General features: G+C 63.8%; 31 protein-coding genes. All 31 read right to left on the bottom strand.

Annotated features, from left to right (window positions below; genetic code table 11):
- Nucleotides 1-230: 230 nt before the first annotated feature.
- The 31 genes from HMPREF2914_RS30635 to HMPREF2914_RS30480 all read right to left on the bottom strand — a co-directional run bounded on the left by HMPREF2914_RS30635 (nucleotide 231) and on the right by HMPREF2914_RS30480 (nucleotide 26,244).
- Nucleotides 231-461 (bottom strand): hypothetical protein, encoded by a 231-nt coding sequence (locus tag HMPREF2914_RS30635; RefSeq protein WP_003113176.1) that lies wholly within the window; start codon nucleotides 459-461, stop codon nucleotides 231-233.
- Nucleotides 458-760, bottom strand: a complete 303-nt coding sequence (locus tag HMPREF2914_RS30630) for a hypothetical protein (RefSeq protein WP_003113177.1) — start codon at nucleotides 758-760, stop codon at nucleotides 458-460. Before HMPREF2914_RS30630 ends, HMPREF2914_RS30635 begins: the two co-directional genes overlap by 4 nt.
- Nucleotides 760-1,812: a pyocin knob domain-containing protein gene (locus HMPREF2914_RS30625; RefSeq protein ID WP_009315200.1), complete on the bottom strand. Its 1,053-nt coding sequence runs from the start codon at nucleotides 1,810-1,812 to the stop codon at nucleotides 760-762. Before HMPREF2914_RS30625 ends, HMPREF2914_RS30630 begins: the two co-directional genes overlap by 1 nt.
- Before the next feature lie 95 nt (nucleotides 1,813-1,907).
- Nucleotides 1,908-2,138: a hypothetical protein gene (locus tag HMPREF2914_RS30620; RefSeq protein WP_003118928.1), complete on the bottom strand. Its 231-nt coding sequence runs from the start codon at nucleotides 2,136-2,138 to the stop codon at nucleotides 1,908-1,910.
- Nucleotides 2,119-2,454, bottom strand: a complete 336-nt coding sequence (locus tag HMPREF2914_RS30615; RefSeq protein WP_023085656.1) for a hypothetical protein — start codon at nucleotides 2,452-2,454, stop codon at nucleotides 2,119-2,121. The genes HMPREF2914_RS30620 and HMPREF2914_RS30615 overlap by 20 nt, the downstream gene beginning before the upstream one ends.
- On the bottom strand, nucleotides 2,454-3,545 hold the full coding sequence (locus HMPREF2914_RS30610) for a pyocin knob domain-containing protein (protein WP_009315198.1): 1,092 nt from the start codon (nucleotides 3,543-3,545) through the stop codon (nucleotides 2,454-2,456). Before HMPREF2914_RS30610 ends, HMPREF2914_RS30615 begins: the two co-directional genes overlap by 1 nt.
- Before the next feature lie 23 nt (nucleotides 3,546-3,568).
- Nucleotides 3,569-4,357 (bottom strand): hypothetical protein, encoded by a 789-nt coding sequence (locus tag HMPREF2914_RS30605; protein WP_031627675.1) that lies wholly within the window; start codon nucleotides 4,355-4,357, stop codon nucleotides 3,569-3,571.
- A 235-nt stretch (nucleotides 4,358-4,592) separates the two neighbouring features.
- Entirely contained in the window at nucleotides 4,593-8,207 is a 3,615-nt protein-coding gene (locus tag HMPREF2914_RS30600) for a TipJ family phage tail tip protein (RefSeq protein WP_023092373.1), read from the bottom strand.
- Between the two features lie 58 nt (nucleotides 8,208-8,265).
- Nucleotides 8,266-8,868 (bottom strand): tail assembly protein, encoded by a 603-nt coding sequence (locus HMPREF2914_RS30595; RefSeq protein WP_003117974.1) that lies wholly within the window; start codon nucleotides 8,866-8,868, stop codon nucleotides 8,266-8,268.
- Nucleotides 8,869-8,922: 54 nt separating this feature from the next.
- Complete coding sequence (locus tag HMPREF2914_RS30590; RefSeq protein WP_003129219.1) at nucleotides 8,923-9,693, bottom strand: C40 family peptidase; 771 nt, start codon at nucleotides 9,691-9,693, stop codon at nucleotides 8,923-8,925.
- A 2-nt stretch (nucleotides 9,694-9,695) separates the two neighbouring features.
- Nucleotides 9,696-10,391, bottom strand: a complete 696-nt coding sequence (locus HMPREF2914_RS30585; RefSeq protein ID WP_003118922.1) for a phage minor tail protein L — start codon at nucleotides 10,389-10,391, stop codon at nucleotides 9,696-9,698.
- 7 nt (nucleotides 10,392-10,398) lie between these two features.
- Nucleotides 10,399-10,740, bottom strand: coding sequence for a phage tail protein (locus tag HMPREF2914_RS30580; RefSeq protein ID WP_003113186.1), 342 nt, complete (start codon nucleotides 10,738-10,740; stop codon nucleotides 10,399-10,401).
- Entirely contained in the window at nucleotides 10,733-12,571 is a 1,839-nt protein-coding gene (locus HMPREF2914_RS30575; RefSeq protein WP_023092372.1) for a phage tail tape measure protein, read from the bottom strand. The genes HMPREF2914_RS30580 and HMPREF2914_RS30575 overlap by 8 nt, the downstream gene beginning before the upstream one ends.
- A 46-nt stretch (nucleotides 12,572-12,617) precedes the next feature.
- On the bottom strand, nucleotides 12,618-12,872 hold the full coding sequence (locus tag HMPREF2914_RS30570) for a hypothetical protein (RefSeq protein ID WP_003113188.1): 255 nt from the start codon (nucleotides 12,870-12,872) through the stop codon (nucleotides 12,618-12,620).
- Nucleotides 12,873-12,901: 29 nt separating this feature from the next.
- On the bottom strand, nucleotides 12,902-13,249 hold the full coding sequence (locus tag HMPREF2914_RS30565) for a phage tail assembly chaperone family protein, TAC (protein ID WP_004352265.1): 348 nt from the start codon (nucleotides 13,247-13,249) through the stop codon (nucleotides 12,902-12,904).
- 11 nt (nucleotides 13,250-13,260) lie between these two features.
- Nucleotides 13,261-13,755, bottom strand: a complete 495-nt coding sequence (locus HMPREF2914_RS30560; RefSeq protein ID WP_003113190.1) for a phage tail tube protein — start codon at nucleotides 13,753-13,755, stop codon at nucleotides 13,261-13,263.
- A 315-nt stretch (nucleotides 13,756-14,070) separates the two neighbouring features.
- Nucleotides 14,071-14,328 (bottom strand): hypothetical protein, encoded by a 258-nt coding sequence (locus HMPREF2914_RS30550; RefSeq protein ID WP_003137395.1) that lies wholly within the window; start codon nucleotides 14,326-14,328, stop codon nucleotides 14,071-14,073.
- Nucleotides 14,325-14,687, bottom strand: a complete 363-nt coding sequence (locus HMPREF2914_RS30545; RefSeq protein ID WP_023092371.1) for a hypothetical protein — start codon at nucleotides 14,685-14,687, stop codon at nucleotides 14,325-14,327. The genes HMPREF2914_RS30550 and HMPREF2914_RS30545 overlap by 4 nt, the downstream gene beginning before the upstream one ends.
- Nucleotides 14,684-15,313 (bottom strand): glycoside hydrolase family 19 protein, encoded by a 630-nt coding sequence (locus HMPREF2914_RS30540; protein WP_003117966.1) that lies wholly within the window; start codon nucleotides 15,311-15,313, stop codon nucleotides 14,684-14,686. The genes HMPREF2914_RS30545 and HMPREF2914_RS30540 overlap by 4 nt, the downstream gene beginning before the upstream one ends.
- 32 nt (nucleotides 15,314-15,345) lie before the next feature.
- Nucleotides 15,346-16,335, bottom strand: coding sequence for a phage late control D family protein (locus HMPREF2914_RS30535; RefSeq protein WP_023092370.1), 990 nt, complete (start codon nucleotides 16,333-16,335; stop codon nucleotides 15,346-15,348).
- Between the two features lie 57 nt (nucleotides 16,336-16,392).
- Nucleotides 16,393-16,599 carry a tail protein X gene (locus HMPREF2914_RS30530; RefSeq protein WP_003101635.1) on the bottom strand — a complete coding sequence of 69 codons (207 nt, stop codon included), beginning with the start codon at nucleotides 16,597-16,599 and terminating at the stop codon, nucleotides 16,393-16,395.
- Nucleotides 16,574-17,446, bottom strand: coding sequence for a phage tail protein (locus tag HMPREF2914_RS30525; protein WP_023092369.1), 873 nt, complete (start codon nucleotides 17,444-17,446; stop codon nucleotides 16,574-16,576). Before HMPREF2914_RS30525 ends, HMPREF2914_RS30530 begins: the two co-directional genes overlap by 26 nt.
- Nucleotides 17,447-17,455: 9 nt before the next feature.
- Nucleotides 17,456-19,693 carry a phage tail length determinator protein gene (locus tag HMPREF2914_RS30520; RefSeq protein ID WP_023092368.1) on the bottom strand — a complete coding sequence of 746 codons (2,238 nt, stop codon included), beginning with the start codon at nucleotides 19,691-19,693 and terminating at the stop codon, nucleotides 17,456-17,458.
- Between the two features lie 169 nt (nucleotides 19,694-19,862).
- Entirely contained in the window at nucleotides 19,863-20,207 is a 345-nt protein-coding gene (locus HMPREF2914_RS30515) for a phage tail assembly protein (RefSeq protein ID WP_003085178.1), read from the bottom strand.
- Nucleotides 20,208-20,221: 14 nt separating this feature from the next.
- A complete protein-coding gene (locus HMPREF2914_RS30510; RefSeq protein WP_023092367.1) occupies nucleotides 20,222-20,725 on the bottom strand; it encodes a phage major tail tube protein in 504 nt (167 codons plus the stop codon).
- A 12-nt stretch (nucleotides 20,726-20,737) separates the two neighbouring features.
- Nucleotides 20,738-21,898: a phage tail sheath subtilisin-like domain-containing protein gene (locus tag HMPREF2914_RS30505; RefSeq protein ID WP_023092366.1), complete on the bottom strand. Its 1,161-nt coding sequence runs from the start codon at nucleotides 21,896-21,898 to the stop codon at nucleotides 20,738-20,740.
- Between the two features lie 42 nt (nucleotides 21,899-21,940).
- Entirely contained in the window at nucleotides 21,941-22,381 is a 441-nt protein-coding gene (locus HMPREF2914_RS30500; RefSeq protein WP_016852415.1) for a hypothetical protein, read from the bottom strand.
- 7 nt (nucleotides 22,382-22,388) lie between these two features.
- Entirely contained in the window at nucleotides 22,389-24,506 is a 2,118-nt protein-coding gene (locus HMPREF2914_RS30495) for a phage tail-collar fiber domain-containing protein (protein ID WP_023092365.1), read from the bottom strand.
- A 1-nt stretch (nucleotide 24,507) separates the two neighbouring features.
- Nucleotides 24,508-25,041, bottom strand: coding sequence for a phage tail protein I (locus HMPREF2914_RS30490; RefSeq protein WP_023092364.1), 534 nt, complete (start codon nucleotides 25,039-25,041; stop codon nucleotides 24,508-24,510).
- On the bottom strand, nucleotides 25,034-25,921 hold the full coding sequence (locus HMPREF2914_RS30485) for a baseplate assembly protein (protein ID WP_023092363.1): 888 nt from the start codon (nucleotides 25,919-25,921) through the stop codon (nucleotides 25,034-25,036). The genes HMPREF2914_RS30490 and HMPREF2914_RS30485 overlap by 8 nt, the downstream gene beginning before the upstream one ends.
- Nucleotides 25,918-26,244 carry a GPW/gp25 family protein gene (locus HMPREF2914_RS30480; RefSeq protein ID WP_003085143.1) on the bottom strand — a complete coding sequence of 109 codons (327 nt, stop codon included), beginning with the start codon at nucleotides 26,242-26,244 and terminating at the stop codon, nucleotides 25,918-25,920. Before HMPREF2914_RS30480 ends, HMPREF2914_RS30485 begins: the two co-directional genes overlap by 4 nt.
- Nucleotides 26,245-26,390 lie beyond the last annotated feature (146 nt).

Here is a 26,390-nt window from a genome sequence, read left to right as displayed (position 1 = left end):
ACGGGCGAATGCCTTGATGAGGGAGGTGATGATGCTGCTGAGGTGGATCACGATAGCGGTCTCACGGAGCCATGTTGGGGAACATAGCCCAGTGGGGAGGATGGGTGCAACAGCGGGATGTCGGAAGAAAGAGGCTTAAGAAGCGGAAATTGTTTACCAAGCAGAGGCCCGACAGTAGCGATCTAAAATGGCGAAGCCTACACGAGGCAGGCTTGCGTCCATCAGCCAGGTCAGATGCGCGGGAGCGGATATCTAGCCTTGATCTCTTCGACCTTGGCAAGCCAGGCGCTGTAATCCGTCTCCACACCTGCACGGATCGAATCGAACTCCACTTCCGTTTTGATCGGATCGCTTTCCAAACGGTAGGCCTCGGCACGTCTGGCCAACACAGCATCATATTCTTGCTGAACCCGCTCTCTGGAAACCTGATCCGGTGTTTTCATCATTTTCCAATCGATCACTTGGGCAACTCCACGGTTCCGTCTTCAACGATATGGATGGGGACAGGGAATTTGGCAGCTTCGCTGTAGCTCCCCCGGATGGGAAACACCAATGTCAGGCATATCTCTCCGCCTGCCCTGGTAACCCTCCCGGAAAAAGGCCCCTCATGGATGGCAGAGGCTGGCAGATATCCCCCCTCCGGTAACTGCGAGAAGTCGTACATGACACCCGAGACGGCTATCGAATCTCCGGAAACCATGACATCCATATCAGTCGAGTCCTCGGGCAGGACTACAACCGGACTGAGTTCGATACGCATCAGTACCACCTCCCCACAGCCATCACCGTAATGGTGTCGTTAGCCCCCAGTGCCTGCGCCGTCGCGAAAGAAACAGAGCTGCTACCGTTGAGATAGGCTCCACGAACCCCCTGCCCTGCAGTGGCAGGCCATCCGCTGGAGGGAATCCAATTGCAGGTCACCCCGGTATTGAAGCCCGTAACGAAGGCAGCTGGTAGCTGTATCACGTTAGCTCCAAACGAAAGGCCCGGTTCGGATCTTGCCGCTGCCATCTGGGTACCATCCGCAAAGCGAACGTACCAGCCGTTGGAAGTTGTCCCGCTCTCCATCACAGCCCCGGTGGGCTTACCCGTAACAAGTCGCCTCGTTACGGTCCCCACGATATTGTCTGTCGTATAAAACCTGACCCATTCCTTCCAGGTTCCATTGGTACAGCTCCTGTACCAAACCTCTGGGAGGTTGGTATTTCTCACGAAGAACAGCTGATAGCGGGTACTGGCGTCGAATACCATCGACAGAGCGACATGGCCGTTCACACCGCTGATATTGTTGTTTCCGAGAGGCACGTTGTAAGTATTGGGGGTTATCGAGAACCATCCGCTTTCGTTCACCGTGTCCATATCCAGGGCCATGGGGGCTTGGGTCTTGGAAACACCTCCCAAAAACCCCAATGCATTGCCTACGGTAGAGGCTCCATTGATAGCACGGCCAACTTCGGTGATCCCCATGTCAGCCTGCGCCTGCGAACCGGTAGACGCTATCGCCCAAGGCTTCACTGCCGCCAGGAGGGAACCCCATTGATTGCTGAGGTCACGGAACTGATCCGCCAGTGTCTTCGAGTACCCCTGCACCGGGGTGATCGAATATGCCTGCCCGTTGGCGGTAGCTCCTTGATATGCGGGCTTGATGGTCAACACGGTGGCGCTGGTGACGTTGCCGATCTCGTACCAACGGCCATCCGGCCCTCTGAAGGCATCGCCGGCGCGCGCATTGGCGCTGAAGGCGGTGCCGCTGCCGGTCACCGTGTCCGAATTGAGGACGACGGAAACCGTGCCTGTGGAATACCAAGGCATGACGTTCTCCAGATAATGAAAAACCCGCAGTCGGCGGGCTTGATAGGGTTAGTTCGGAACCACAGGGCTGACGCCCAGGCGAGCCTGGAGTTCGGCTATTCAGGCATCGGGTATCGTGACTTGATCTCTTCCACCTTGGCGATCCAGGCGCCATAGTCCGGCTCGACGCCGGCCTTGATCGCATCGAACTCGGCTTCGGTCTTGAGCGGATCGCTTTCTTCCCGATAGGCCAGAAGGCGCTTGGCCTGAGCACTGGCCAAGGCCTGATCGCGCACATCTGCCGCGGCCTTTGCAGGGCTGACGTACTTATCCCATTGGATGTTCATAGCTGAACGCTACCTCGACTTTTCCATCCTGGTCGACCGGAATGGACTCGACCTCCCTGGGAAACTGCATCATCACTTCAGAGGTCACCTGGTGGATGTAGTGCAGGTACAGGCGGTCGCCGTCCACGAAGCGAATATCAATGAATGGCGTACCATGGTATGCCTCCGGAGGCAGGTACCCGCCAGGCTGCATTCTTCCGAAATCGTATTCGACGCCATCCAGGATAAACACCGACCCTCGCACCTGGACATCGCTGAGACGTTCCCTGTCAGGCGTGATGCCCTGCTGCAACAAAGGTTTCAACAACAGCTTCATCAATTCCACCTCCCCATGGCGACATAGCTGGCGGCCATCCCGCTGGCCACGCTGGCGGTGTCGTAGCCGTACCAGGAAAACAGCGTTTCGGTGACCGACATCGTCGAACCCCAGGGACGGGAAGCGTTGTTTCCTGCTGCTCTCATCGGGTTGACCATGACAGACGGAGGCCGGGAGAACGAGACCGGGAACCCCCACGAATAAGCAACCGGAGTGATATAGAACGACAACGTACCAGCCGGCTGGTAGGCCATGGTGGCTCCCACATTGGTAGTGGTGTTGCCCCAGCAGATCTGGGTTCCGTCGGCGTAGCGTACATACTCGTTGAAACCGACAGTCCCGCCGCGCTGGATGATGGCGCCGGATGGATTGTTCGATGCATCGAAGCTCGCCAGTCCGACAAGGTTGAACTGGCTGTACTGCAACACCCAGCGCGACCAGTTACCCCCGGCCTTGATCCGCATGTACTGGCCAGTGGCGGAATTCAACTGGTACCACTGCTGGACGGCGAAGTCCGGGTTGCCGTGCTGCATATGCAAGACATAACCCTGGGCATTGTTCACCGGCGAAGGCACCGCCGTGCCATGAGCGTATAGCCCCGAGACGGTCAGCAAATCGAGGTCCGCCGTATTCATCGCGTTGCCAGCCCAGCCCATCTGATTGGGCGCGACGCCCCCCAGGTAACTCAAGGCGTTGGCCGGCGTCGAGGCATTGTTCAGGGCCCGACCAACAGCCGAGATTCCCATGTCGGCCTGCGCCTGCTGGCCCGTCGAGGACACCGCCCAGGGTTTGATCCCTGCCAGGGTGGCTCCCCACTGGTTGTTGATATCGCGGAATTGGTCTGCCAAGTTTTTTGAATAACCATGTACTGGGACAACCGCATAAACTTGGCCGCTAGCGGTCGCGCCCTGATAATTGGGCTTGATAGAAATAACCGTTGCACTGGTCACATTGGTGATTTCGTACCACCGGCCGTCAGGGCCACGGAACGCATCGCCGGTTCGCACATTGGCGATAAAATCAGTAGCGCTTCCTAACACCGCTTCGGAATTCAGCGTGACGGAAACCGAACCTTTCGAATGCCAAGCCATAGCATTATCTCCCAAAAATCAACTCAAGCCTTTATTATTGGAATTGAAGGCATAGCATAATAAACAGCAGCTGGAATTCCAGGATAAGAACTTGGAAGCCCGGTATATGCATGCTGCATAAGCCTTGGCACTCCCTCCTCAGTGAAACCCCAGCGTATATAAATAATTGCGTTGGCCGTGCCACCAGATACCGCCACTCTGCCAAATTCCACGTCAAGCGCCATGCCTACTGCAATGTAGCTATCGGCAGGCTGCCCCCATGTCGCTGGGCGATATATGTCTATGCGGCCAGCTCCTATAATCGGTTCCCCAGATACCCTAACCCAATCTTCTGGCGCCCCGCCCAGTTCCGCACTAAAAACCAAGGGAAGTCTTAGAGAATCGAAAACGACACTTCCCGCCGAGTTTCGAACACGAAGCCCATATCCTCTCAGCAAAGGCAATGCATAGGCATAGACTCGAACTCTTACGGAGCCGGATGTATGTGCTCCATACCCCGAAAAACTCAGACTGGCGCCTGTCCAGTTTCCTGGCCCGCCTCGATACTGTACTGAGTCGAAGTAAAGAAATTTATTCTTCCAAGCTTGAACTGCTAGAACAGGAGGTGCAGCTGAGGTAACCGCATATGGAAAATCCAGTGAGAACCACTGACTTGTCTCGACTTCAATATTTCTTTCCAACAGAAGAGAAAGATTATGAAACTCTCCATCTATTACAGTCTGCCCCAGGCCATTCCTTACCAAGACCCCATACTCACTCATACCTTGGCCACCACATATAAGGTTCCAGAAGTGTGAAATAGTGAGGGCCACCAATCCTCGTAGCCCCATTGAACAACGCCATCACCCATTCGGGCCCAGACCGGACGCTTATTGTACTGATCACCAATCACATAGACTGAAGCATTGTTCGGGCCAAAGCCGGGCGTGGCAGCTTCTCCTTTCGAAACTGCATCGACCCGCCTGGAATATACAACCCGCAACGCCCTGTCAGTTATATCGACAGCGACATCCCCATTCTCTCGATAGATACGTAACCCATAGATACTCATGACTGTAGAAGCCCCATCTCAACTCTGACTTGGCCTGCACTGTCTCGCACTGTATAAGTACCTGATTTATCCAGCCTCCATATCGGCATACCATTATTTGATATTGCATTTGACTGAATGACATTTCCAATTTTCGCGTTATCTATCGCTCCGTCCTGAATCAGGGCGCTCTTGATAAACATCTGCCCGTTAACTATTGAAACCGGCGCTACCGTTGCCCCACTCGAACTGTCGAACCAGATAAACCGATCCGCCTGAAACGCCATGGTTGACACACTGGTCCCACTGTCGAACCCCAGCTGCCACCCCGCCGCATACTTTTGTCCGTTGGCATGCGCCTGGAGCTTCACGCTGTACATCGCCTTGACGTTGCCATCCAGCGAGGTGACCGCCTGGGAGGTGGTCTGGATCGCCGCGCTGTTGGTGTCGGTACGCGCCTGCACGGTGTCGATCCGCTGTGCGAGGGCGCTGTCGGCGTTAGCGCGGGCGGTCTGTTCGCTCTGTAGGCTGGCGGCGGTGCCACCGATCGAGGCCGAGAGCTGGTCCAGACGTTGCGCGGTGGCCTGGCGATCGCTGGTCGCGACCCGTTCCACCGTGGCGATTCGCCCTTCGGCATCGGCGGTGCGCGCCTCCAGTAGCGTCGTGCGAGTGGCCTGGGCCTCGTTTTCGGTGGCCCGTACGGTTTCCTCCTGGGCTGCCCGGGCAACGGTCTTCCAGCCGCGCAGGGCATCGGCCATGGCGCCATTGCCGTCATCCGCGTCGTCACGGGTCGCCGCCTGCAGTACGCCAAGGCGCGATGCCTGGGCGGTAAGGCTGCCGTCGAGTTCGCTGATTTCAGTGGTATGGCTCGCCACCTGCTGCGCCAGCCCGTTGGCGGTTTCCAGCGACTGGCCGATATCGGACCAGTAGGCCGCGTTCGGCGGCGCCGTCTTCGCCGGCACAGCCTTCAGTGCCTGGTACAACCGCTGCCCCTGTCGCACCATGTCGTTCTTCGCGTAGACCTTGGCCGGGTCGTACAGCAGAACGTCGGCGAGGTCGCCGACCTGCTTCTGCAAGCCCCCGATATCCACCTGCATCCGTTCGATATCGGAGAAGAACTGCTGGCCCAGCGCCGACTCGACGTACTCCTGGGTGATCAACTGGTTGTATTCGCTGGCGTCGCTGGAGCTGGTGCCGGTGACCCAGTTCGACCAGGCGCCGACGTTGCCGCTACGGTCGATCAAGCGACCGCGGAACGCCAGCCGTTCGCCGGCCGGTATCGGCGATACCAGGTGGGTATTGCCTGGGTAGGCGAACAGGCCCAGCGCCCGTGCGGTCTCCTCGCTGCCGCCGGGCGTGGCGGACTGCTGGATCTCGGTGTAGGCGGTGTCCGCTGCGCCGCTGGCCGGGAACCCCCACTCCAGGCCGATGCGCCAGGGGCCGGCCACGCAGCGCAGGTAGGCCAGCGCCGGCGGCGGCGTGGTCTTGCCCTCAAGAGCGGTCTCCACACTGCTGGCGTAGACCGAGCCGACCTCCATCACGTTCAAGGCGCGTACCCGCACCAGATAGCGACCGGCATAGATGCCCGGCACGTCGAAACCGAGCGCCGAGGTTCGCGGCACCCGCACCCAGTTGCCCGAGTCCTTGCGCCATTCGGCCTCGTAGGCCACCGCGTTCGGCGCGGCATCCCAGGAGGCCGACAGGCTGGTCACCGCCAACCCCTGGTCGACCTTGGTGAAAGCCTTGATCCGCACGTTCTGCGGCGGCGCCTGCACGCCCGGCGGAATGCTGGTGACCGGCGGCAGCTCGATGCGCGCACCGTTGTCGATGGCGTCGAACTTGCTCGCGTTGTGTTGCAGCGCGGTGATCTCGAAAAGATTGTCCTCCGGCCGGGTGATGCTCATGATGCGGAAGCGCTGGGTGGTCAGGCTGTTGCTCTGCAGCGCCCACTGCCCCTGGGGCCGAGGCGTCTCCGAATAGGCGGCGGTCACGGTCAGCACGCGGCCTACCACCGACTGGACGCTGCGCGCCTCGGCCTTGCCGTTCGGCAGGTTGACCAGCAGGCGATCGCCGGGTCGGGCCTCGACGTCGCGGTCGAGGGTCAGCGCGCGGCCATCCACCGCGCTCAGGCGTCCGCCGATCTGCTTGCCGGACTTGACCGGGTCGGCTACGGCGATGATCTTCCCCGGCGCCAGCCCACGGCCATCCATGCCGGTGCGGAAGGTCACCGCGTCCTGCTCCAGCTCCTCGGTCAGCAGCGCCCACTGGCCACGCCGCTGCGCCTCGCCCTCGGAGGTGCAGCCGATCGCGGTGATCTCCAACTGGCTGATGCCGTAGCGGCGCTGCGCGCGATCATTGTTCACCGCTACCGGCTGGCTCTGGTAGCCGTTGCCCGGATTGTCGTAGTTGACCAGGGCCAGGGTGTGGCGATCGCGCTGGCGGCTGCTGCTGTAGTTGAAGTGGCTGCCGTCGTCGCCACGCACGGTGTTCGACGGCGAGAAGGTGTAGGCCTCGTCCTCCGGCATGTCGGAGACCGCCACCATTTCCGCGCCGGACCAGTAGGACATGCCGCGGAAGATCGCTGCCAGGTCGCGCAGCACTGTCCAGGCTTCGGCGCGACTCTGCAGGTACAGGTTGCAGCTGAAGCGCGGCTCCTGGCCGCCCTTGCCGTCGGGCACCGACTGGTCGCAGTACTGGGCGATGCGGTACAGCGACCACTTGTCGACCATGCTCGCGTCGATCCGCCGACCGAGGCCGAAGCGCTTGTGCAACACGATGTCGTACCAGTGCCAGGCCGGGTTGCTGGTCCAGGCCGACTTGAACGAGCCGTCCCAGGTGCCGCTGTAGCTACGGGTCTGCGGATCGTAGTTGCTCGGCACCCGCACCCGCCGGCCGCGCGCTTCCACCGATATCTGCGGAATGCTCTGGAACTGGCTGGCATCGAACTCGACGAACAGCAGCGCGGTGTTCGGATAGCGCAGCTTGGCGTCGATCACCTCGGTGATCGCCTCCACCCGCATGGTGTCGGCGACGCGGTTGTTGTTCTGGTTCGGCGTCAGGCGGCGCACGCGCACCTGCCAGCCGCTCCGCGCCTCCGGCAGGTCGACACGGTGGGAGCGCTCGTAGCGGCTGGTGGACTTGTCGTCCAGCGAAGCCTTCAGCGCTTCCTGCCAGGCACCGCCGTCGACGGCGATGTCGATCGCGTAGTCGATGCGGTAGCCGACCACGTCACCGTTTTCCTGCTGGCGCTGGATGGCCGGCCAGGACAGGCGCAGGCGCACCGCCGAGAGCTGGGTGTTGTTCACCGCGCGGACCCAGGGCGCGTCACTCTTGAGTTCGACGCCGACCGCCAGTTCGTTTTCCACGGCGGGCACACCGGCAATGTGTTCCTGGTCCACCGAGCCCGGACGGAACTCCCAGGTCACTCCGGGGAAGTTCACCGAGCCGTCCGCCGCCAGCAGCGGCGTATCGTCCAGGTAGATCGAACGGCCGTCGACGCCACCGTCGAACTCGCCTTCGCCCAGTGCCAGGAGAATCTTCGCCCGCGCGATCGAGCGCACCGAGTCCGGCATCTCCACCGGCTGGCGCGGCTTCTTGCTGCCACCCTTGTGGCCCGTGATGGTCTTGTTCATGACGTTCCTTCAGGCAAAAAAACGCCCGCGCATGGCGGGCCTGTTACGGCGTTGCCGGCTACAGCCGGTCCTCGGCATAGATGCCGGCGCTGATCACCGCGCCGCCGATGCGGCGCTTGCCGTAGAGCACGCCGACCGGATGGCCCTGGGCGATGGTGTTGACCGGGCCGCCGAAGGCATAGCTGGGGGCGTTCTCGGGGGCCTCGCGGCCCTTCAGGCCCTTGGGTTGGGGGCTGAGCATCTGCATGACGCCGCCCGCCAACATGCTGACTCCAACGGTTACCAGGAACGAACTGGTTCCACCGGAGAAGAACGTCGTGAATCCACCCACGACAATCAAGGCAGCCCCCAGAATCGTCTGGAAAAGCCCCGCCTGCTTGCTCCCGATCACCAACGGCACGATGCGGATATCCTCTCGTCCGCGCATGTCCAGTTGCTCGCCGGACAGGTTGGTACGCCCACGGAACACGGCGAAGGTCAGCCCTTTCGATTCCGCCTCGCGCATGAACGTCTCGAATCCCTCCATGGTGTGCTTCAGGGCGCTCATCGCCTCGCGTACCGTGCCGCTTTCCAACAACCGACCGTGCATGCGGCCGAAGCGCTTGCCCAGAACCCCGTACAGACGGATGGTGGTGAGGCCCTGACTCAGGGTGTCACTCATGGACCTGTTCCTCTCGTGAAGAGCCGATTCCGACGGCTCGCTTGAATATGTCGTTCACTGCGGCATCCGCGTGTGCCGCAAGACCAGGCGCGTGCGTTCGATCCAGGGTCCGCCGAACACGTCTCGGGTCGACAGCCGTCCGTACAGGTGGTGCAGCAGGAACGGTCCGTCGCCGCCGAGCGCCTGGACCGGCTCGCTGTCCAGACGCCAGTCATTGCCCAGGTAGATGCCCGCGTGGTTAGGGTGCAGCGCCCTCCCGACCTGCATCACCAGCATGTCGCCGCGGCGGATTCCGGCCAGCGGCACCGGCCGGAATCCAGCCGCCGCATAGTGCTGCTCGTAGAGGCTCTCGCCGGTTTCCCACCAACCGTCGCGGCGCGGATAGTCCGGAAGCTCCAGACCTGCCTCGCGGCGGTACCAGTCGCGACAGAGGCTCCAGCAGTCGAGCACGCCGTGGGCGAACTCGCGGCCGAGCAGCGGCGCCCGATAGCCCTCCGGCGCTAGATGCGCGACATCGCCTTCCGGCCAGGACAGGATCACCCAGGGCAGACCATGCAGTTCGCAACTGACCCGATCGGCCATGCTCGGCGTGGCCGGAACGTCCGGGTGGCTGTGGACGATGGCCAGGACCTCGCCCTGGTCCTCGGCAGCGCACCAGTCCTGGTGATCGATCACGAAGTGCTCGCTGGGCGATCCGGCTGCGTTGCGACAGGCCACGTAGCGGCGTTGACGCGCACCGCGAACGATCAGCCCGCAGCATTCGCGCGGATGCTCGCGGGCGGCGTGTGCGGCGATGGCCCGCTGCAGGCTGCGGCTCAGTTCCATGCTCACATCCTGACCAGGCCGGCGCCGGCGAAGCCGCCGTGGGACAGCGGGTTGTCCGCGCCGAAGCGCAGCTTGCAATCGCTGACCCGGCCGCCGCAGCGGTCCAGCGCCGGATCGTCCACCGGATTGCCGTCGGCATCGAACATCGCCGTGCCGGTGTAGTTGCAGTCCTGCCCGCGGTACTCGTTGGTGATGCACCAGTGGCACAGCGAGGTGATCTGGCGCGCCGGGATCTGCTGGCCCTGGAAGTCCGGCGGAGCGGACAGCTCCCAGGTCACCTGGACGCTGTTCTCGGCGGTCTTCTGCTCGAGGAACCAGATGTTCAGGCGCTCCTGGGAGGGGTCGGCCTGCGGGTTGCCTTCGGCGAAGTTGGCCGCATCCAGGTAGTGCGCATAGGTCTCGCGCACGGTCAGGCGCGCGCCTACCAGGCCATCGAAGAACAGGCAGAGCGCGCTGATGCTGCCGTCGATGTTGCCCACGCTAAGGGTCGGCGAACTGGCCCGGCCGTCGCCGCGCTGCTCGAAGCCGCGCGCCTCCAGCGGCCAAGCTTGGTAGGCGTTGCCCTGCCAGTGGATCGGCCCCTGCTGCAGGTGGCCGTGGAAGCGCAGCATCTCGCCGCCGAACCCGGTGCAATCCAGGTCGAACAGGCGCACCAGCGCCCCAGGCTCGAGGGCCTGGTCATCGGCTGTGATGGTCATGCTTACCTCACGGATTGAAGACTTGCTGGAAGGTAGTGTTCAGGGTGAACACGCCGTTGCCGCGCGGCCGCAATTGCCAGCCCTGGGCGCGCACCCGTACCGGTTCGCCAGTGGGCAAGGTCCAGAGGAACGAGCGGTAGCCGCCGTGGCGCTTGAGGAAATCGCGGATCGGGCCGATCAGCGCGAGATCGCCGGTACGCGAAACCTGCCAGGTCTCGCTGAGGTTGTTCAGCCCGTCACCGAGCGCCTGGCTGTAGCCGCCGCCGTACTGCACCTGGCGTACCAGTTGGTTCGCCTGGCCGGCGGAATCGATCGAGATGTCCCAGGTAAAGCGTTCCAGATCAGCCATTCACCATCCTCCATACCAGGCCGCCGGGGCGCAGCTCCTGCGCCACCACGTTGCGCGCGGCATCGTTGATCATTCCCGCCAGCTGCTGTCCCGTACCGTCGTCGCCGCTGGCCGTCGCCGCGCCCTCGCGGCCGCCGCCCAGGCTAACGCTGGTGGAGAAATTGAAGACGTTGCCCCCCTCGCCGCCGCCGAGCGCGCGCACGCCGAGCACGCCATCGGAACCGCGACTCAGCGGCATGATGGCTTCCGGCCCACGCTCGCCGATCAGCGCCGGACGACCGCCGGCCATGCTGAACAGCGCCGGCGCGCTCTGGATGCCATCGTTGAAGGCACCGCCCCTGGCGAACCCAGGCATGCCTCCGGCGCGTTGCTTGCTGACCCAATTGGCCATGTCCGAGCCGGTATAGTCGGAAATCCGCGAGCCCGCCGTTGCGCCGCTACCGAAGAACCCGCTGACCGCACCGACGATGCCGCCAATGATCTGCAGCGTCGCCTGCCGCGCGGCGATCCGCGCCATATCCTGGATCACCGAGTCGGCGAAATCCTTGAACGACAGCTTGCCCGTGGTGGCAAAGGTGAACAGGGCGTTCTCCATATTGGTGAAAGCGTTGGTAAACAGCATGTCCATCATTCCCGAGACGTCCTGCGCCTGGTCGCGCAGGCTCGCCCAGGAGGCGTCCATCTGTTCGACCCAACTGCCCACCGGCTTGCCAGCGCTCGCCGAAGCCCCTCCAGCCGATACCTTGGAACCGTCCCCGGTCTGCCCGGAAGCAGTGGCCACCATCGCGCCGACATCCATCGCCGCTGCCGGCATTGGCGCGGTACCCTGGGCCGCGGGAGAGCCCGCAGCCGCTTGTCCCGCAGCTGCGCGGGCCTTTTCCAGTAGCGAGGTATAGGGCTTCTGGCTGGCCAGTTGCGCCTCGGTGATGCCGGCCTTGCCATTCATCCAGCCGAACAATCCGTCCAGGGCGAGCATTGAAAGCTGCCGCGCGGCGATCCGGGCGACATCGTCGATCACCGTCTTGGCGAAGTTGCTCAAGGACAGCTTTCCGGTAGTGGCGAAATTGAACAGCGACTTCTCGAGCTTCTCCGACGCATTCCTGAACAGCTCGTCGGTCATCCCGGAGATATCCTGCAGCGGCGCGCGGTAGGCGCCCCAGACACTGTTCATCTGCAACAGCCACTGCTTGAAGACCTGCGACTGGAGCGACGGCTGTTCCTTCTCGTCGTCGCCGGCCTTCGCCTGTCCCTTGCCCGCCTTGTCGTCGACCTTGGGCTTCTCGGTACCAACGCTGGCGACCCAGCCAAACAGCCCGTCCAGCAGCATCAGCGTCATCTGCCGCGAGGCGAGGCGCGCGGCATCGGCGTAGGCGGCCTTGCCCACGTTGGCAAGCGACAGCTTGCCGGTCTCGCTGAGATTGAGCAGCGCCTTGTCGAGCTTGTCGGAAGAGTTCTTCAGTAGTGCTTCGTTGAGCTTGGACAGATCCTGGAGTGGTTCGCGATAGCTCTTCCAGGCTTCGCCCAGTTCCTTCTGCCGGGTCTTCCACTCGGCCAGTACCTTGTCCTGGGCGCTCTGCACAGGCTTCTTGGCCTGACCCGCCTGGCGACTGGTCCTGCCCAGCATGTCCAGCGCCTGGTCCAGCACGCTGCTGGCAATCAGTGCCGAACTGTCCAGGCTTTTGCCGATAGCCTTGCCAGCTTTTTCCGCGCGCGCCTCCATGGCACGCATTTTCTGATCGTTGATCCTGCCAACCTTGTCCATCCCGGCCCTGTACCCTTCGCTGCGAAGGACCAGGTCGAGCGTCAGGCTGCCGTCGGTATTCGTGGCCATGATTCATGTCTTCCAGAAAAAGACCCCGCCGCAGCGGGGTGGCCTGTCATGCCCATTGATCCATCGCCTGATGCAGCGAAAGGGGCTGGAGAGCCATATGCGGACGGAACGCGTCGGGATCGGCGTCCGCTCCCAGCGCATGCCCGAGCAACGCAGCGATCCGAGCCAGCGCAAGCTCCAGCCGGTGTCCCGGATGGAGCGAGCCGCGCTTGTTCAGGTAGGCGACCCAGGCGCGGTACTCGGCGTAGCTGAGCCGCTCCTTGGCCTCGGCAATGGTCGACCCGCCGACGCCGTTCAGCACCAGCTCGTGCCAAACCTCGTCGGCGGGGGTCAGTTTTTTTCCGCGTCCTCGACCCGGTTGACCTCACCGACCGCCTGCAGCAGCAGGAAGCCCAGCGCCGGGTCGAGGTCGTAGGCCTGTTCGTAGGTCAGGCTTTCCTCTCCCGTCTCGCCCAGGCGAATGCATTCGGCGAGGTAGCGCGCGTTGCGGCTCTGCTGGTCGCCTTCGGCGGAGAACAGGCGCTCCACCGCGCCAAAACTGTTGCGTCGGACGAACACCTGGAAGGTGTCGCTGACCGCCTTCTTCCTGCCGGCGGGAACGCGGGTCCAGCTAATCTCCTTGCGCACCAGCGCCGACTCGATGAAACCGCCCGCCGCACGAAGTTCGTTGAGATTCATCTACGCGCTCCTCAAGCCGACTTCGGCGTCCACTTGCCGGCGCCGGAACGCTGGATGGTGGCCTGGGTAGCGACCAGCGTGTTGCTGGCGAAATCGAAGGGGAAGTCGCTGACGTAGCCTTCGAAGGTGAACCAGGTGCGCGCCGGCGGCAACACGAAATCGTCGCCTTCGGTGCTGACGGTCGGCTTTACGTCGATTCCGTCGGACCAGCCGATGGCCCACTTGACGCTCGTCTCGCCATCTTTCTCGGACAGCTGGAACAACCGAACGTGACTGGCCAGGCGTGGATCGGCGTTGATGCCGAGGGTCGCCTGGCCAGGGGTGCGCAGGCCTTTCTTGTACTTGCGCGAAGTGTCGCTCAGGCACGGGTCTTCGATCTGGTCGGCCGGATTGCCGCCCGGGTTGAACGAGGTCACGCCTTCGATCTCCAGGACGGTAGCGGCACCGGTACCGGATACCGGCGGAACCAGGGCGTAGATCTGGGTACCTTGAGTCAGGATGGACATGGAAAACTCTCCTTTATGCACATGAAAAGACCCGCACCAGGCGGGTCGTCTGGCCCCGTCCCCAGGACGGTCGGCCGTGGCGCGGTACGCGGTCGGCGAGGAGCCTCCACGTCCCGAGCCGTTGTCGGATGCAAACGAAAAAGCCCGGCACACGGGCCGGGCTCTGAGGTTGCAGGTGGCATCCCTGGGGGGACACACCTGTACAAGCATGACTACGTTGTACCGGCCGATTCCTGGCTCGACAACGCTGCGGAATCAATACACGGCAATATGCGCCGGACACACGTCCATCGACGTCCATATGCGCCCAGTGTCTCAGCGGCAGGCACGCAACGCCGCCTGCAATTCGAGTTCGTAGCCCTGCCGCTGGCGGCGCTCGGCGAGCAATGCGCGAACCTTGGCCTGCAGCGAATCGCCAGCCTGCAACGTGGCGCTGGCCCAGCTCGGCGGGCGCACGTCAGGTACACGGCAAGGCACTGCCAGGGGAACCTCGACGCGCACGGGGCGAGGTGTCGTCGGCGAGGCTGCGCAGCCCGCGAAAAGCAGACAAAGCCCCAGCAGGAGACGAGTCATAGTCCCAGCTCCCGGTCGATCGCCGCACCTGCCGCCTGGCAGTCCGCGCCAATGTCGGGTTCCTGGAGCAGACGCACGGCCGCGGCATACTGCTCCGCGGCCTGCGCCCTGGCCTCGCCGAGTGCCTGCTCGGCGTCCTTCGCGCGCCTCTCGGCGCTCGCCCGTACCGCCGCCAGCGCTCGCTGCTGCTCATCGAGCAAAGCCTCGAGCTGGCCGCTGGCGACACGGCTGGCAGTGAGTTGGCCCAGGGCCTCCTCCAGTTGCGGACGATAGTGGCGGGCAACCAGGCCGCCGCCGAGCAAGGCGCCGGCCAGCAGGACCAGCAACACGGCCGGCAGGAGCAGAGCGAGCCGGCTCATGACAGCACCACCCTGGCCCGCTGCCACAACGCCAGGCGCTCCGCCTGGCCATTCAGGCCGCCGTTGATGCGGCGGGTGATGGCAGCGAACTCGCCGCGGTCGGCCAGCTCGTTGAGCCCGTGACCGGCCCACCACCAGGCGGCGCTGCGGGCCGCCGGCACGGGCTGCTCCAGGCGCCAGGGCTCGGCTTCCAGCGGCTCGCCGAGGGCCTCGCCGACCAACCGGTAGTTGGCACGCCCGGTGATCTGTAGCAAGCCACGCCCACGGAAGCGCCAGCCATCGCCGGACGCTTCGTCGCCATTGCCGTTGCGCGTGGCGTAGGTGTTGTCGGCAATCGCCTGCGGATTGCGCGCCAGCCGCAAGGCCAACGCGTTGGGCTGCCCGTCGGGGCCGAGATAGCGGCTCGGCCAGGTCGCCGCCAAGCCTTGGGCGCTGTAATTGAGGTTCTCCACCAGCCGGGTCAACTGGCTGCTTTCGTGGCCGACCTGGGCGAGAAACGCGGCACGCCGCGCCGGTGTGTCGATCTCCCTCTCGTCCATGGCCCGTTGCAACGCCGCAACGAAAACGCCCGCGACGAGGCGGGCGTTGGGAAAAATGCGCAGCAATTGCTGCTCGGTCAGTTTCATCGATCCTCCTGCACTCCGATGGGTTTCAGGCGTCACCCCTTGCCGCCTCGGCCGCCGTTGCATTGCACGACAGTGGTCCATCCGCTGGAGCTGTAGGTGTGCTCCACCGAGTCGATCAGGAACTCGCCGTCGATTCCCGCCTTGAAGCCTTGGAGCAGCAGGCTGCGCTCGGCGAACAGGTCGCCACGCCCTGGCAGTTCCAGGCGCACACTGGCGCTGGAGCGGCTGAAGCTCGCCAGGCGAGCCTTCGCCGCCTGCTCGGCCTCTCCACGGCTGGCATAGAGATGCCGGTCGACATGCTCGCCCATAGCCGTAGCCGGTGCCTTCGGGTTCTTCAACTCGACGCTCTTGACCTCGCCGCTGCCGGGCAATTGGTAGCGGGTCTTCACCGCTCTCATCAGGCTGCGGTCGTCGACGGTAACGTCGAAGCTACCGACGTCAGCACGGCCCAACACCAAAGGTTCGATCCGACGCCCCGTGGCGCTCTGCCCGCTCTGTCGCGGCAGCACCATGAGCATGCCCTCGGCCAGCTTGGCGGTGCAGTCGTACTGGCGCGCCAGACGGGTGACGAAGTGGTAGTCGGACTCATTGACCTGGTCGACCCGGGCGATCGCCACCTGCAACGGACACTCCACGCGCCAGCCGTTGCGTGCGCCAACATCGCGGCAGACCTGAGCCAGGGTAGTGCCCTCCCAACCGCCGCTGCGTATCGTCTTGCCACTGCCGCGCATGTCGCCGGCCTTGGCAGTGACGGTCAGGCAGTCCGGCGGACCAGCCCACTGCAGGGTGTCCACGGTAAAGCGCCCCATGCGCATCAGTGGCTCGCCGGCATAGCCGAGATGAACCTCCAGCACCGCACCGCGCCTGGGTACGGCCACCTGTCCATCGCGATCGTCGAGCCTCAAGGTCAGGCTGTCGGACTCCATGCCCGGCTTGTCCAGCAAGGTCAGCTTGAGCAGGCGGTCATTCAGCCGCTGGGTGACGTCGGTGCCGTCGGCAACGATACGGAAACTCGGTTGCACCTGATCTCTCCAGAAAAGAAAAACCCCGCCAAGGCGGGGTTGCGGTTGAGCGGTCGATCAATCCCACAGGCGCACCTGTTCGACATTGACCACCGGCATGTCAGGGAAACTGATCAGCAAGCCGGCGCGGAATGGCTGCTGCTCATCGGCCAGCCCGGGATTGGCGTCGAGGGTCGCCTCGACGCAGCCCAACAGATGGCCATAGACGTGGTAGCAGAGGCTGTCCAGCATGTCGCCGTCAGCGGTTCGGCAGGTCGTCGCCATAGCGCTTGAACTCCAGGTCGAAGGTTTGTTTGCGGGGAGCGCCGTTGCCCAGCAGGGCGCTCTGGTTCTCGCTGATCCGCACCAGACACCAGAGGCCCATCTGCACCTCGCCGTAGCCGCTGCTCAGGATCAGCGGCTCACGCCGCTCCGCCAACCGGCGCAGCGCTTCGAGCTGCTCCAGACCGACAACCTTTTCCTGGTTGCCTACCTGTCGACGCAGCGGGAATACCGCACCCTTGAGCAGGATGCTCTCCTCGCCCATGCCGACGCTCTGCAGTGCCGGCCGCCGGCCCAGGCGCACCTGCTCGCTCCAGTTGTAGGCACTGTTGCGCTGCAGGGCGTCGAAGGCGGCAGTATTCAGGTTGAAGTAGAACGGTTGGGCATTGGCGGTCAGCGGCTGCAATACCAGCAGGTGCGGCAAGGGCGCTGCGGCCTCGCTCGGGGGCGTCGCCGAGGGTGCCAGCAGCCACGACGGCAGCACCCCCGCCAGCGTCGGACTGATGTCGCCAGCGACCTTGCCGACCGCCTGCGCGGCACTGTTCACCTGGACCTTCAGCGCATCCAGGCGTTCGTCGATACCAAGCAACGCCCGGCTCGCCCGGTCATAGGTGGAGACCACGCGGTTCACCTTGCCCTGCGCCTGGCCGATGCCGCGCATGGCACGCTGCAGCCGGGCAGCCATTTCCGGCGATACGCCGGGCAGGTTCTCCAGCTCCGCGGCTGCGCCGCGGATCTCGCTGATCGCGCCGTTCACCGGAGCGACCACCTTGTCCAGACTCTTGCGTCCGGACTCGCCGGCGCGACCCAGGTACCTCAGGCCGGCCTGCAATTGTTCCAGATATGCCATGGGGACTCCTTAGACCATCGCCGGATCGTAGAGGCTGCGCCGCTGCCGCTCGTCGGCGAAGTCGACAAGCATGCGTTGCAGGTAGGGCAGCAACTCGTCGGCCAGGCGCTGCGGCTCGTGTACGTTGCCTTGCACCGTCAGGTTGATCTGCGGCGCGAAGGTCCAGTTGGGCGCAGCCGCGACGGGCTCGGCCTGTGGTGCGGGCACCGCCGGCTTGTTGTCCGAGGCCGCCGGCGGATCGCCAGCCAGACTGCGCCCCAGGCGCCCCCCCAGTTCGCTACCGCCCCAGGCGCCGATAGCGCCGCCAACCAATCCACCGATCAGCGTACCGACCACCGGCACCACCGAGCCGATGCTCGCTCCCAGAGCGGCGCCAGCCAGGGAACCAGCCAGGGAGCCACCTGCCTCGCCATAGGCAACGGTCTTTTCGCTCTCCGACAGGTCGCTGGAGTAGACCTCAGCAACATCGATCAACGACGAGGCCACTTGCAGCGGCGCGTTGCGTATGGGCAAACGCGACAGGCGCGGCAGCTTTCCTGCCATCGCCCCCAAGCCTCCTCCAGCCGAGAAGCCAAGGGATGGAAGGGAGCGGGCCTTCACCCCACCGCCCTTGCCTCTCTTCCTGCGTGGTGTTTGACCGCGCTTTCGTTGTGCTGGCCTCCTCGCGGACTCCAGCGTAGAGTCGCCTCCCGGCACCGGCCAGTTGGTAACGAACACGCGCTGTATTTCGCTACCACCCGATACCCGGCCTGCACCCCGTTCGATCAGGTCGCCGACGGCAGCGGTCCCTCGCCGACCGAGCCGACCGCCACGCAACACGTCGATAGCGCCGCGCCCTCCCTTGTAGGCGAGATACCCGGATAACACCGCACCTGCGGCGGCGGTAAGACCGGCCGTCGTCCGCGGATAGGCTTCGAGCAGTTCCGCAGTCGACTCGCCGAGTACCGCGCTCCCCTTGGCCAGGTTGTCCAGATATGGATTCAGGGCGCTGCCCAAAGCGGTCTGCGCCCTCTCCCAACTGTCGCTGGAAGCCTTCCACAGCTCCTGGGACATCCCCTCGCGACGCCGCGCATCGCGCTCCGAAGAGCCTACGGAAGACTGCTGGGATTCGAGCAAGCCCTGGAACTCGCCGCGCGACGCTCGATAGGCTTCAAGCGCCGGCGACGCCTCACCGGCGCTGAGCTTGCCGCCCTTATCCCGATAGCGCGCAGCCAGCTCCAGGTTGGCCTCCAGCAGACTCGCTCCGTCCTTGCGCAGCGCTTCCAGGTCCCGGTCGTAGTCCTGGCCATAAGCGCGTTTCAAGCTGCCGCTGCCGACGAACTCCAGCCAGGCCTTCATCCGCACGTCCGCTTTGTCCGGCGTGGTGTTCTTTGCCTGAATCTCCAGCAAGGCACCCAGTGCACCGACATCGCCGGCCGTGGCCTCTCCCGCATTGCCCAGCGCTGACAACAAGGCAGGCAGGCGACGCGCCAGGGCCTCACTGCCGACTCTGCCTTTACCCAGGACGACCAGGCGGTCGAGGGAGGCGGACAATTGCTCTGGCGAGTCCGAACCCTGGGCCAGTTGCAACGCTCGAACCAGCCCCGCAGCCTCGGCTGAAGCAATCCCTTGGCCAAAGCCGAAGCGACCCGCCAGTCCCAGATTCATTTGCGCGGCGGCGAACCCCATGCCGGTGGCGTTCAAGTGCTCCAGCATGTCCAGCGTCGCCGTGCGTCCCAGGCCGCTCTGGCTGGCACTGTCCTGGATCAGGGATGCCAAGGCTGGCTCCCGGCCGGCGTCCAGGCCGTTGCGGATCGCCAGGTCGCGCAACCGCGCTTGATAACCGGCAGCCGTCTTGCTGGCTTCCACGACCAGTCCGGAAAATGCGCTAGCCAATGGCATTGCCTGGCTGGCCTGCTCCAGCCGTTGCAGGCCGCGGACCTGCATATCCAGGCCACGCTGCATCTCGCCCAGTCGAGCGTAGGCATCGCCCGCGGCCCTGGCCTCGATGCCGAGTCGCTTCAGTTGCTCCTGGCGTTCGCCAAGCTGCCGGGCATGCTCAGCAACGCCGCGATCCCCGACCTTGCGCATATCGGCGAGCTCTCGCTCCAGGCGTATGGCGTCTCCCAGCACATCCCTCAGGCTGGACGCCTGGCGGGCACGTTCCTGGAGACTGTCGAGCCGTGCCTTGACGGTCTCGAATGCCTTGCCCAAGGAGGGGTCGGCGATGCCGCCGATGGAGACCACCAGGTCCATGTCTTTACTCATGACGGTTCGTCTCGTCTGTTATCGATGTCCGCCTCCGCGGACCTACTGAAGTAGCGCGGGCGCCGCTCGCCTGGCGGACGGCGCCGTCGCTCACTCCTCGCCCTCGGCGAGCCACCAGAGCAGGTCGCCCAGGGTCATGCGCTCCAGTTCGCTGGCCTGGAAGCCCAGCTCAATGGCCAGGCGCCTCGCCAGTTGACGCATACGCGAAGGTGTCGTCCGTGTCGTCTTGCACCAGGCGAAAGTAGGCGCCTTGCAGCCGCTGGTAGTCGCTCAGCTTCAGCCCCTCCAGGTCCTGGCGGCTGACCTGCGCCAGCGAGGCGAACAGTTGCAGTTCGCGCTCCTCGGCATCGTCGCCGGCCACCTTGCCGGCCAGGCGGATATCACGCACGGTGGGTGCACGCAGGGTCAGCGTGTCGACGCTGACCCCGTTGCACTGTGCCGGACGCGAGAGACGAACGAGGGCGGCGTCAGCATCCAGCGTCAGCCAGCCCGGCAGTCGATTCTCTTGGGTCATGTCCGGAGCTCCTCTTACAGGCCGAGGTCGTTGCGCATGCCGGCCAACTGGTCGACACCGTTGATCGCGCGGACACCGTTGACCGGATCGATCTCGTAGACCTCGCGGCCATCGACTTCCAGCTTGTAGTAGCTGACCGCAACGGTGTACTTGAACTCGGCTTTCTCGCCGGCCTTCCAGTCGCCCGGGTCGACCTCCTTGAGCAGGCCGCGCAGGGTAGCCACCACTGGCACGCTGGCGCCCTTCTGGCCCTTGAAGGAGCCGCGGAACACGCCATTGAAAGCGCTCTGGTCGGCCAGGCCGAAGAAATTCAGTGCTTCTCGGCGGGCACCGTTGGTGGAGAACTTGGCCTCCATCGCCTCCAGGCCCATGTCGATGGATACCGGCGCATCCATGCCGCCGGCACGGTATTGCTCGGTCTTCACAGCCAGCTTGGGCAGGGTCAGGGATGGCACGTCACCGGCGAAGCTCATGCCGTCGATGAACAGGTTGGTATTGGTCAGGGTTTGCGGAATCATCACGGGCGCTCCTTAGGCGACATCCAGAACTTCGGTGAGCCACTGGTCGGTCACCTCGACACGGAAATTGGGGTTCTCGGCAGGCGGCACATCGGTGAAGCGGATGTTCCAGTACACCTTGCCCTGGGCCAGCTGGCTGGCGCTGTTCAGGTCCGGGTCGGCATAGACCTCGAAGTTGATCACCGCGCCCTGGTTCTTCAGATCGCGCATGAAGGCGCGCAGGCCCTCGGTGACATCCTTCACGTAGGTCTTGGTGATGCCGCGGTCCACCGCCCACTTGTGCCCGGCGAGGATCGCATCCATCACCAGGTCCATGGTCCGAACGCGGGTGACGAAAGCCCACTTGCTGTCGCTGGACAAGGTGCGATTGCCCCACAGGCGATAGCCATCGTCGCGAATGATCGTGGCGATATTGGCGTTGTTGAGCAGGTTGGCGCGACAGGTCTCATCACCGTCGAGGAACTCCACCGGACGGCTGGTGCCGGTGATGCCCTTGATCTCCTTGTTCGACGGCGAGGACCAGAAGCCGTACTCGGCGTCGGTCCAGGCGAACAGGCCGGCGGCGTAGGCCGAAGCCGGGGCCTTGCGTGCGGCATTGGTGGCGCTGTCCCAAACCTGCACGCCCGGGTCGACCATGAACAGGCGCTTGCTGCCGAAGTTCTTGGCGTAGGCGACGGCCGCCTCGTCGGTGCTATTGGGACCATCGAGAATGGCGATGGCCCGCAGTTTCTCGGCCAGCCCGTCCATGGCGGTGGCCACCACTTGCTGGGCCGAATGACCCGGCGCAACTAGTAGACGCGGCTGAGCATTGAAGCGGCTCTTGCCGTCTAGCAGAGCCTGCAGTCCGGTGCGCTCGCCGGCGGCGCTGACACCACCTATGACGGCGCTGGCCTGGGCCTCGGGAGTCTCCGCGGCTTCCACGCCCACCGCAACGATCACGGCCTGGGCACGATTGTAGATGGCCTCGCAGGCCAGATAGATCGACGAGCCGATGCCGAACGCCGCGGCGGCGTCCTTCTTGCTGGTGAGCAGCACCGGAACGTTGGGCTTGGCGCTTGCCTGCGCCCCCGGCGTGAACACATCGCAGAGGCCGATGACGGAGCTGGCCGGCAGCGCGATGGTGCGCGCACCGATATCGACGTTGGTTACCGTAACGCCGTGGAAGAAACTCATAGGTAGATCTCCATTAATGAAAAACCCCGCACGAGGCGGGGTTCAGGGGGTGATGAGCGATTGGAGCCAGGCAGGCGGCTCGGGCCTTGCGTTCAGGTCGGGAAACTCCGCGGCAATAGGCCAGTCGCGAAGAACGGCGCGATAGAGAGTTAGCTCACGAAGCTGCTCCTGGCTCAGAGTCGTAGTTTTTCCCAGGTCCTGCTCGTCACGATGCCGAGCGAGAGGCCCGTCGGTGAGCTGTAACTGCCGGTCGCGCCAGATGCGTTCCCGTTGGACGAGAATGTCCTTGGCCGGAGCCGGCGGATCGACGCAGATAGGGCGACCGGTGTGGTCCGTGACAATTCGTTTCCCTTCGCTCTGCGCACGAAGAAGAGCCTGGTACTCGGCGTCTTCGAGAGGATGCATTTCATCCTCCAGAGGCATGCGGGACCCATGAATTTCCTTCGAATAAAAGCCGCCCGTGGCGGCATGGAAAAAAATCATTTTCACCTCAATAGCCGATAGCCATCACTCTGATGCCATAGTTTTGAGCCAGTCCGTAGTACTCGGAGGAAACGATCACACATCCCGTGTTGCTGACGCTGACATCGGCGACCGTAACGGTCGATGCGGACGTCGCTGGTCGCCCCACCTCCTTGACAGTCGGTACGACATGCAGACAGGCGCTAGGGAATGCGATCGGGAACGTCAAGGTACGATCGATTATTCCACCGGGATGATCTCCTACGTTCACCTGCATCCACTGGACGATCAGACCGGTATCGTTGTCCTTCCACCAACCATTGAGCGCCCGGCTCGCCGTGGCCGGCACTCCGGCACCAATGTTGTTGCGTGCTCCGGCCGCTGTATTGGCGCCAAGGCCACCACGAGCGAGAGGCAAGATGCCGGAGGTGATCTGGCTGGTATCGTGGTTATGCCCTGAGGGCGGGAAAGTTGCCGGCTTACCCGGCAAAGCCGCCCAGGTAAATCCCACCTTTGGCAGGTAGCTGGCCGGATCGAAGTTTCCATCGTCCCAGTTCTGCCGCCACGGACGCCAAGAGCCCGCATAGCAGCAGCGCGAATATGTGCTTCCGTTGAGTGTTACGTAGGTCTGATAGATATGGTCTGCATGTGCGCGGTAGACAATCAGCAAACCGGCCAGCCCCACGGGATAGTTAGCTCCACCCGCCGCCCATTCCGATGTCGATTGCAACCACCATCCGGAATTGACGAAGCTGTTTATATTGACGCCATTTCCAATGGATCCGTCAGTCGTCTTCGTGAATGCACCTCCCAGGTCACAACGTTGCCAAGGCGACCAGACCCTGTTCGCCGGGTTCTGCTCCACAGGCATGGTGTAAGCGAAACGCATATACATCTCCGCAGTGCCATTGTAACTGGTGGCTATCTGCGAAGCGTTTCCGGTCTGGTCCGGATAGAACATTGACTGGATATAGAAATACCGCCCTGCAACAGGTCCGTTCGCGTGATTAGTCAGCATCAGTGGAACCATTACGACGTTCGGATCGCTCGTCGACCCAACCGAGGTAGTCAAACCACGCGCAAAGGCAGGCAAACGCTGCTCGGCCAGCACCCCGCTGACCAGCTTCGAAGCATCCAGCCCGGGAATGTCCGTCGCCGCCAGCGCCATTCCAGCAGTCACCCTTCCCTTCGTATCCACGGTCACCTTCGGATAGCTGCCCGCCGCCACACCGGTAGCGGAAAGACTCAGCGGCGCAGAAACATTGGCACTGCCGTCGAAGGTCACCGACCAGGAGGCATCGCCACTGGCTGCCAGGCTGCGCGGTGCGGCCAGCCTGCTGGATGACACGGCGTTGCCATCGACTCGCAGCGCATCGGTGATGCCATAGCCGGCCAGGGTGGTGGCCTTGTTCGCTTTCTGCGCCAGTTTTCCGTCGGTATCGGCCTTGGTATAGGCATCTCCGATCGCATAGCCGGCCAGGGTGGTCGGATTGCTGCCCTGGGTGACCACCCCGTTGGCGTTCACCGTGACCGAGCGATAGCTGCCCGCCGTCACGCCGGAAGGCGCCAGGCCAATGCTGCGGTCGGCAGAAAGATCGCCCCCACCGACCAGGCCATTGCCAGCCAGGATCTTGCGGCCCTTGAAATCGGCAGCGACCTTTTCCTTCACCCAGTCCTGAGTGGCGTAGATGATGCCGTTGTCGATCAGCAGCTGGACATTCTCCAGCCCGGAGAGTGCGATGTTCACCCGAATGGTCTGGGTCCGCGCACTGCCACTTTCCATTGCTGCCTTGTAGCTGGGCGGGCAGTTGGATACCGCGACGAACTTGCCGTCGGCATCCTGCAGGCCGATCTCGCGGATCCAGAAGCCACCTACCTCAACTGGAAGCACCACCTCGGCAACCAAGGTATTGGCGTTCTTGTCGGAAACGAACAGCCGATTCAGCTGGGCCCGATGGCGTTGGTTGATCAGGCTCTTCTGCGCCGCCGAAGGCAATGGATCCGGCGTGTCGCCCGGCGCACCGCCGGCATCGCCGATCAGCACATGAGTCGGCTGCCATTTCTTGCCTGCTGCGCTGGCCGCAGCCAGCGCAGCGGCACCTATGTCGGTGAGCAGGCCACCGTATTTCGGAGTATTGGTCGTCATGTCACTGTTTCCAGGGGAAGATTTCCAGGGTGTCGCCGTCGGTCACGGCCAGTCCGTGACGGGACCGGATTACCGGGGTGATGCGCAGGTCCAGGCGGGTCAGGTGTCGACTCACCGGGCGGACGTCATCGAGCAAGCGCTCCAGCTCCAGTGCGGTGCCTTCGTCGATGCCACGGTCACTGACGTCCACGGTGATCTCGAAGGTCCCCGGCACGCCGGTCGGGCTTCGCTGCCACCATTCGGTGACCTCGCTCAGCGCACCGATTGGCTCGACCACTTGGCGCAACGCGGTCAGCGTGCCTTTGCGCTGGTGCAGGACGAAGGACGTCGCTACCGCATTGCGCTTGGCCTCGTCGCTCCAGTCCGGGTCCCAGCGGTCCACCGAGCGCGTCCAGGCCAGGTAGGGCAGCAAGGCCGCCTCACAGCGTGCCGGATCGTTAAGCTCACGAAGCGGCACCGGCAGCTCGGCAGGCAATACATCACCCAGAGAGCGTTCCAGAGAACTCCTGTTTGGCGGCAGCAGGCGGCTACTCATCGACGCCTCCCAAGGTGATCGCGTACCCCGTGCAATAGGCCGCCTGGGTTTCATCCAGGACCACGTCGGCCGCAGGCTCCTGCAGTTCGACGCGCTGCACGCCTTCGACATGCAGGGTGGCGAACAGGGCCGAACGCCGGATGTCGCGGCCCAGGCGGCGCTGGGCGGAAATGTAGTCGCGCAGCGAAGCCTCGGCGGCGGCACGGATCAGCTCGGCCTCGGGACCGGGAAACAGGTAGAGCTGCGCCTTGACCTGATAGGGAACGATGCCTGCCGAGCGCACCGTTACCCGATCCGCGACAGGACGCACGTCCTCCACGTTCAGCGCCAGGCGCACTGCCTGCAACACCGCTTCCGGTGCCTGCCCGTTGCCTTCCACCCCGAGCACGCTGATCAGCACTTCGCAGGGCGCCGGACTGGTCGCAGAGGCATCCGCCACCCTTCCATCCGCGCCCAGCGCATGGGCTATATAGGCATTCCGCGGTCCTGCGACGGATAGCTGCTCGAACGCGAGCTGGATGCGATTGCGCAGCGACTTGTCGCTCTCGTACTGCGCCTCCACCGGCGGTACCGCCTCGGGCTGAGCGGGCCTGATCAGCAAACGCTGCACATTGAAGCCGGCACCGATCTGGTCGAGATCGGCACCGCTGGCGTATGCCAGCATCACCGCCCGCGCCGCATCGTTGATCCGCGCCCGCAGCAGCAGTTCTCGATAGGCCGCCAGTTGCAGAAGCTTGAGAACCGGATCGGACTCCACCTCCGCTGTCCATTCACCAGCCATGGCTTCGCGGAAGTCGCCCAACAGCTCCTGGTAAATCGTCTCGAAATCGAGGTTTTCGATAACCTCTGGCTCCGGCAACTGGGAAAGATCGATGATCACGCCGAGACCTCCATATTGATGTTCTCGCCCTCGAACACGCCGCTCAGGAGCAGATCCACGCGGCCATCGACGACCGCGACGACTCGCACGGCAGACAATGCGATGCGCGGTTCCCAGCGCCCCAGGGAACGGGCTACCTCGGCCTGCACGGCGCTTTTCCAGCCTTCGCTCACCGGCATGTCGACCATCCGCCGCAGCTTGCTGCCGTACTCGGGGCGCATGCGCCTGCTGCCCAACGGGGTGGTCAGGATGTCCTCGACGGACTGTTTAAGATGAGCCAGGCCGGACAGGGGTAGCCCGCTACGGCGATCCATCCCGATCATCGCCCTGCCCTCCCGCTCCGGCAGAGACAGGCCGCGCCTGGCTCCGAATGGCTGTGAGTGTTGCCCATGGCGAACTCCGCAAACGAAAAGGCCCGCTCGCGCGGGCCGGTTGAATGTTCGACGGACCGCCCTTCGGCAGCCCCGTC

The sequence above is a fragment of the Pseudomonas sp. HMSC067G02 genome (genome assembly GCF_001813485.1).
GTDB lineage: Bacteria > Pseudomonadota > Gammaproteobacteria > Pseudomonadales > Pseudomonadaceae > Pseudomonas > Pseudomonas aeruginosa.
The sequence above is the reverse complement of the archived record's forward strand: the minus strand, read 5'-3'. Positions and strand labels throughout refer to the sequence as shown.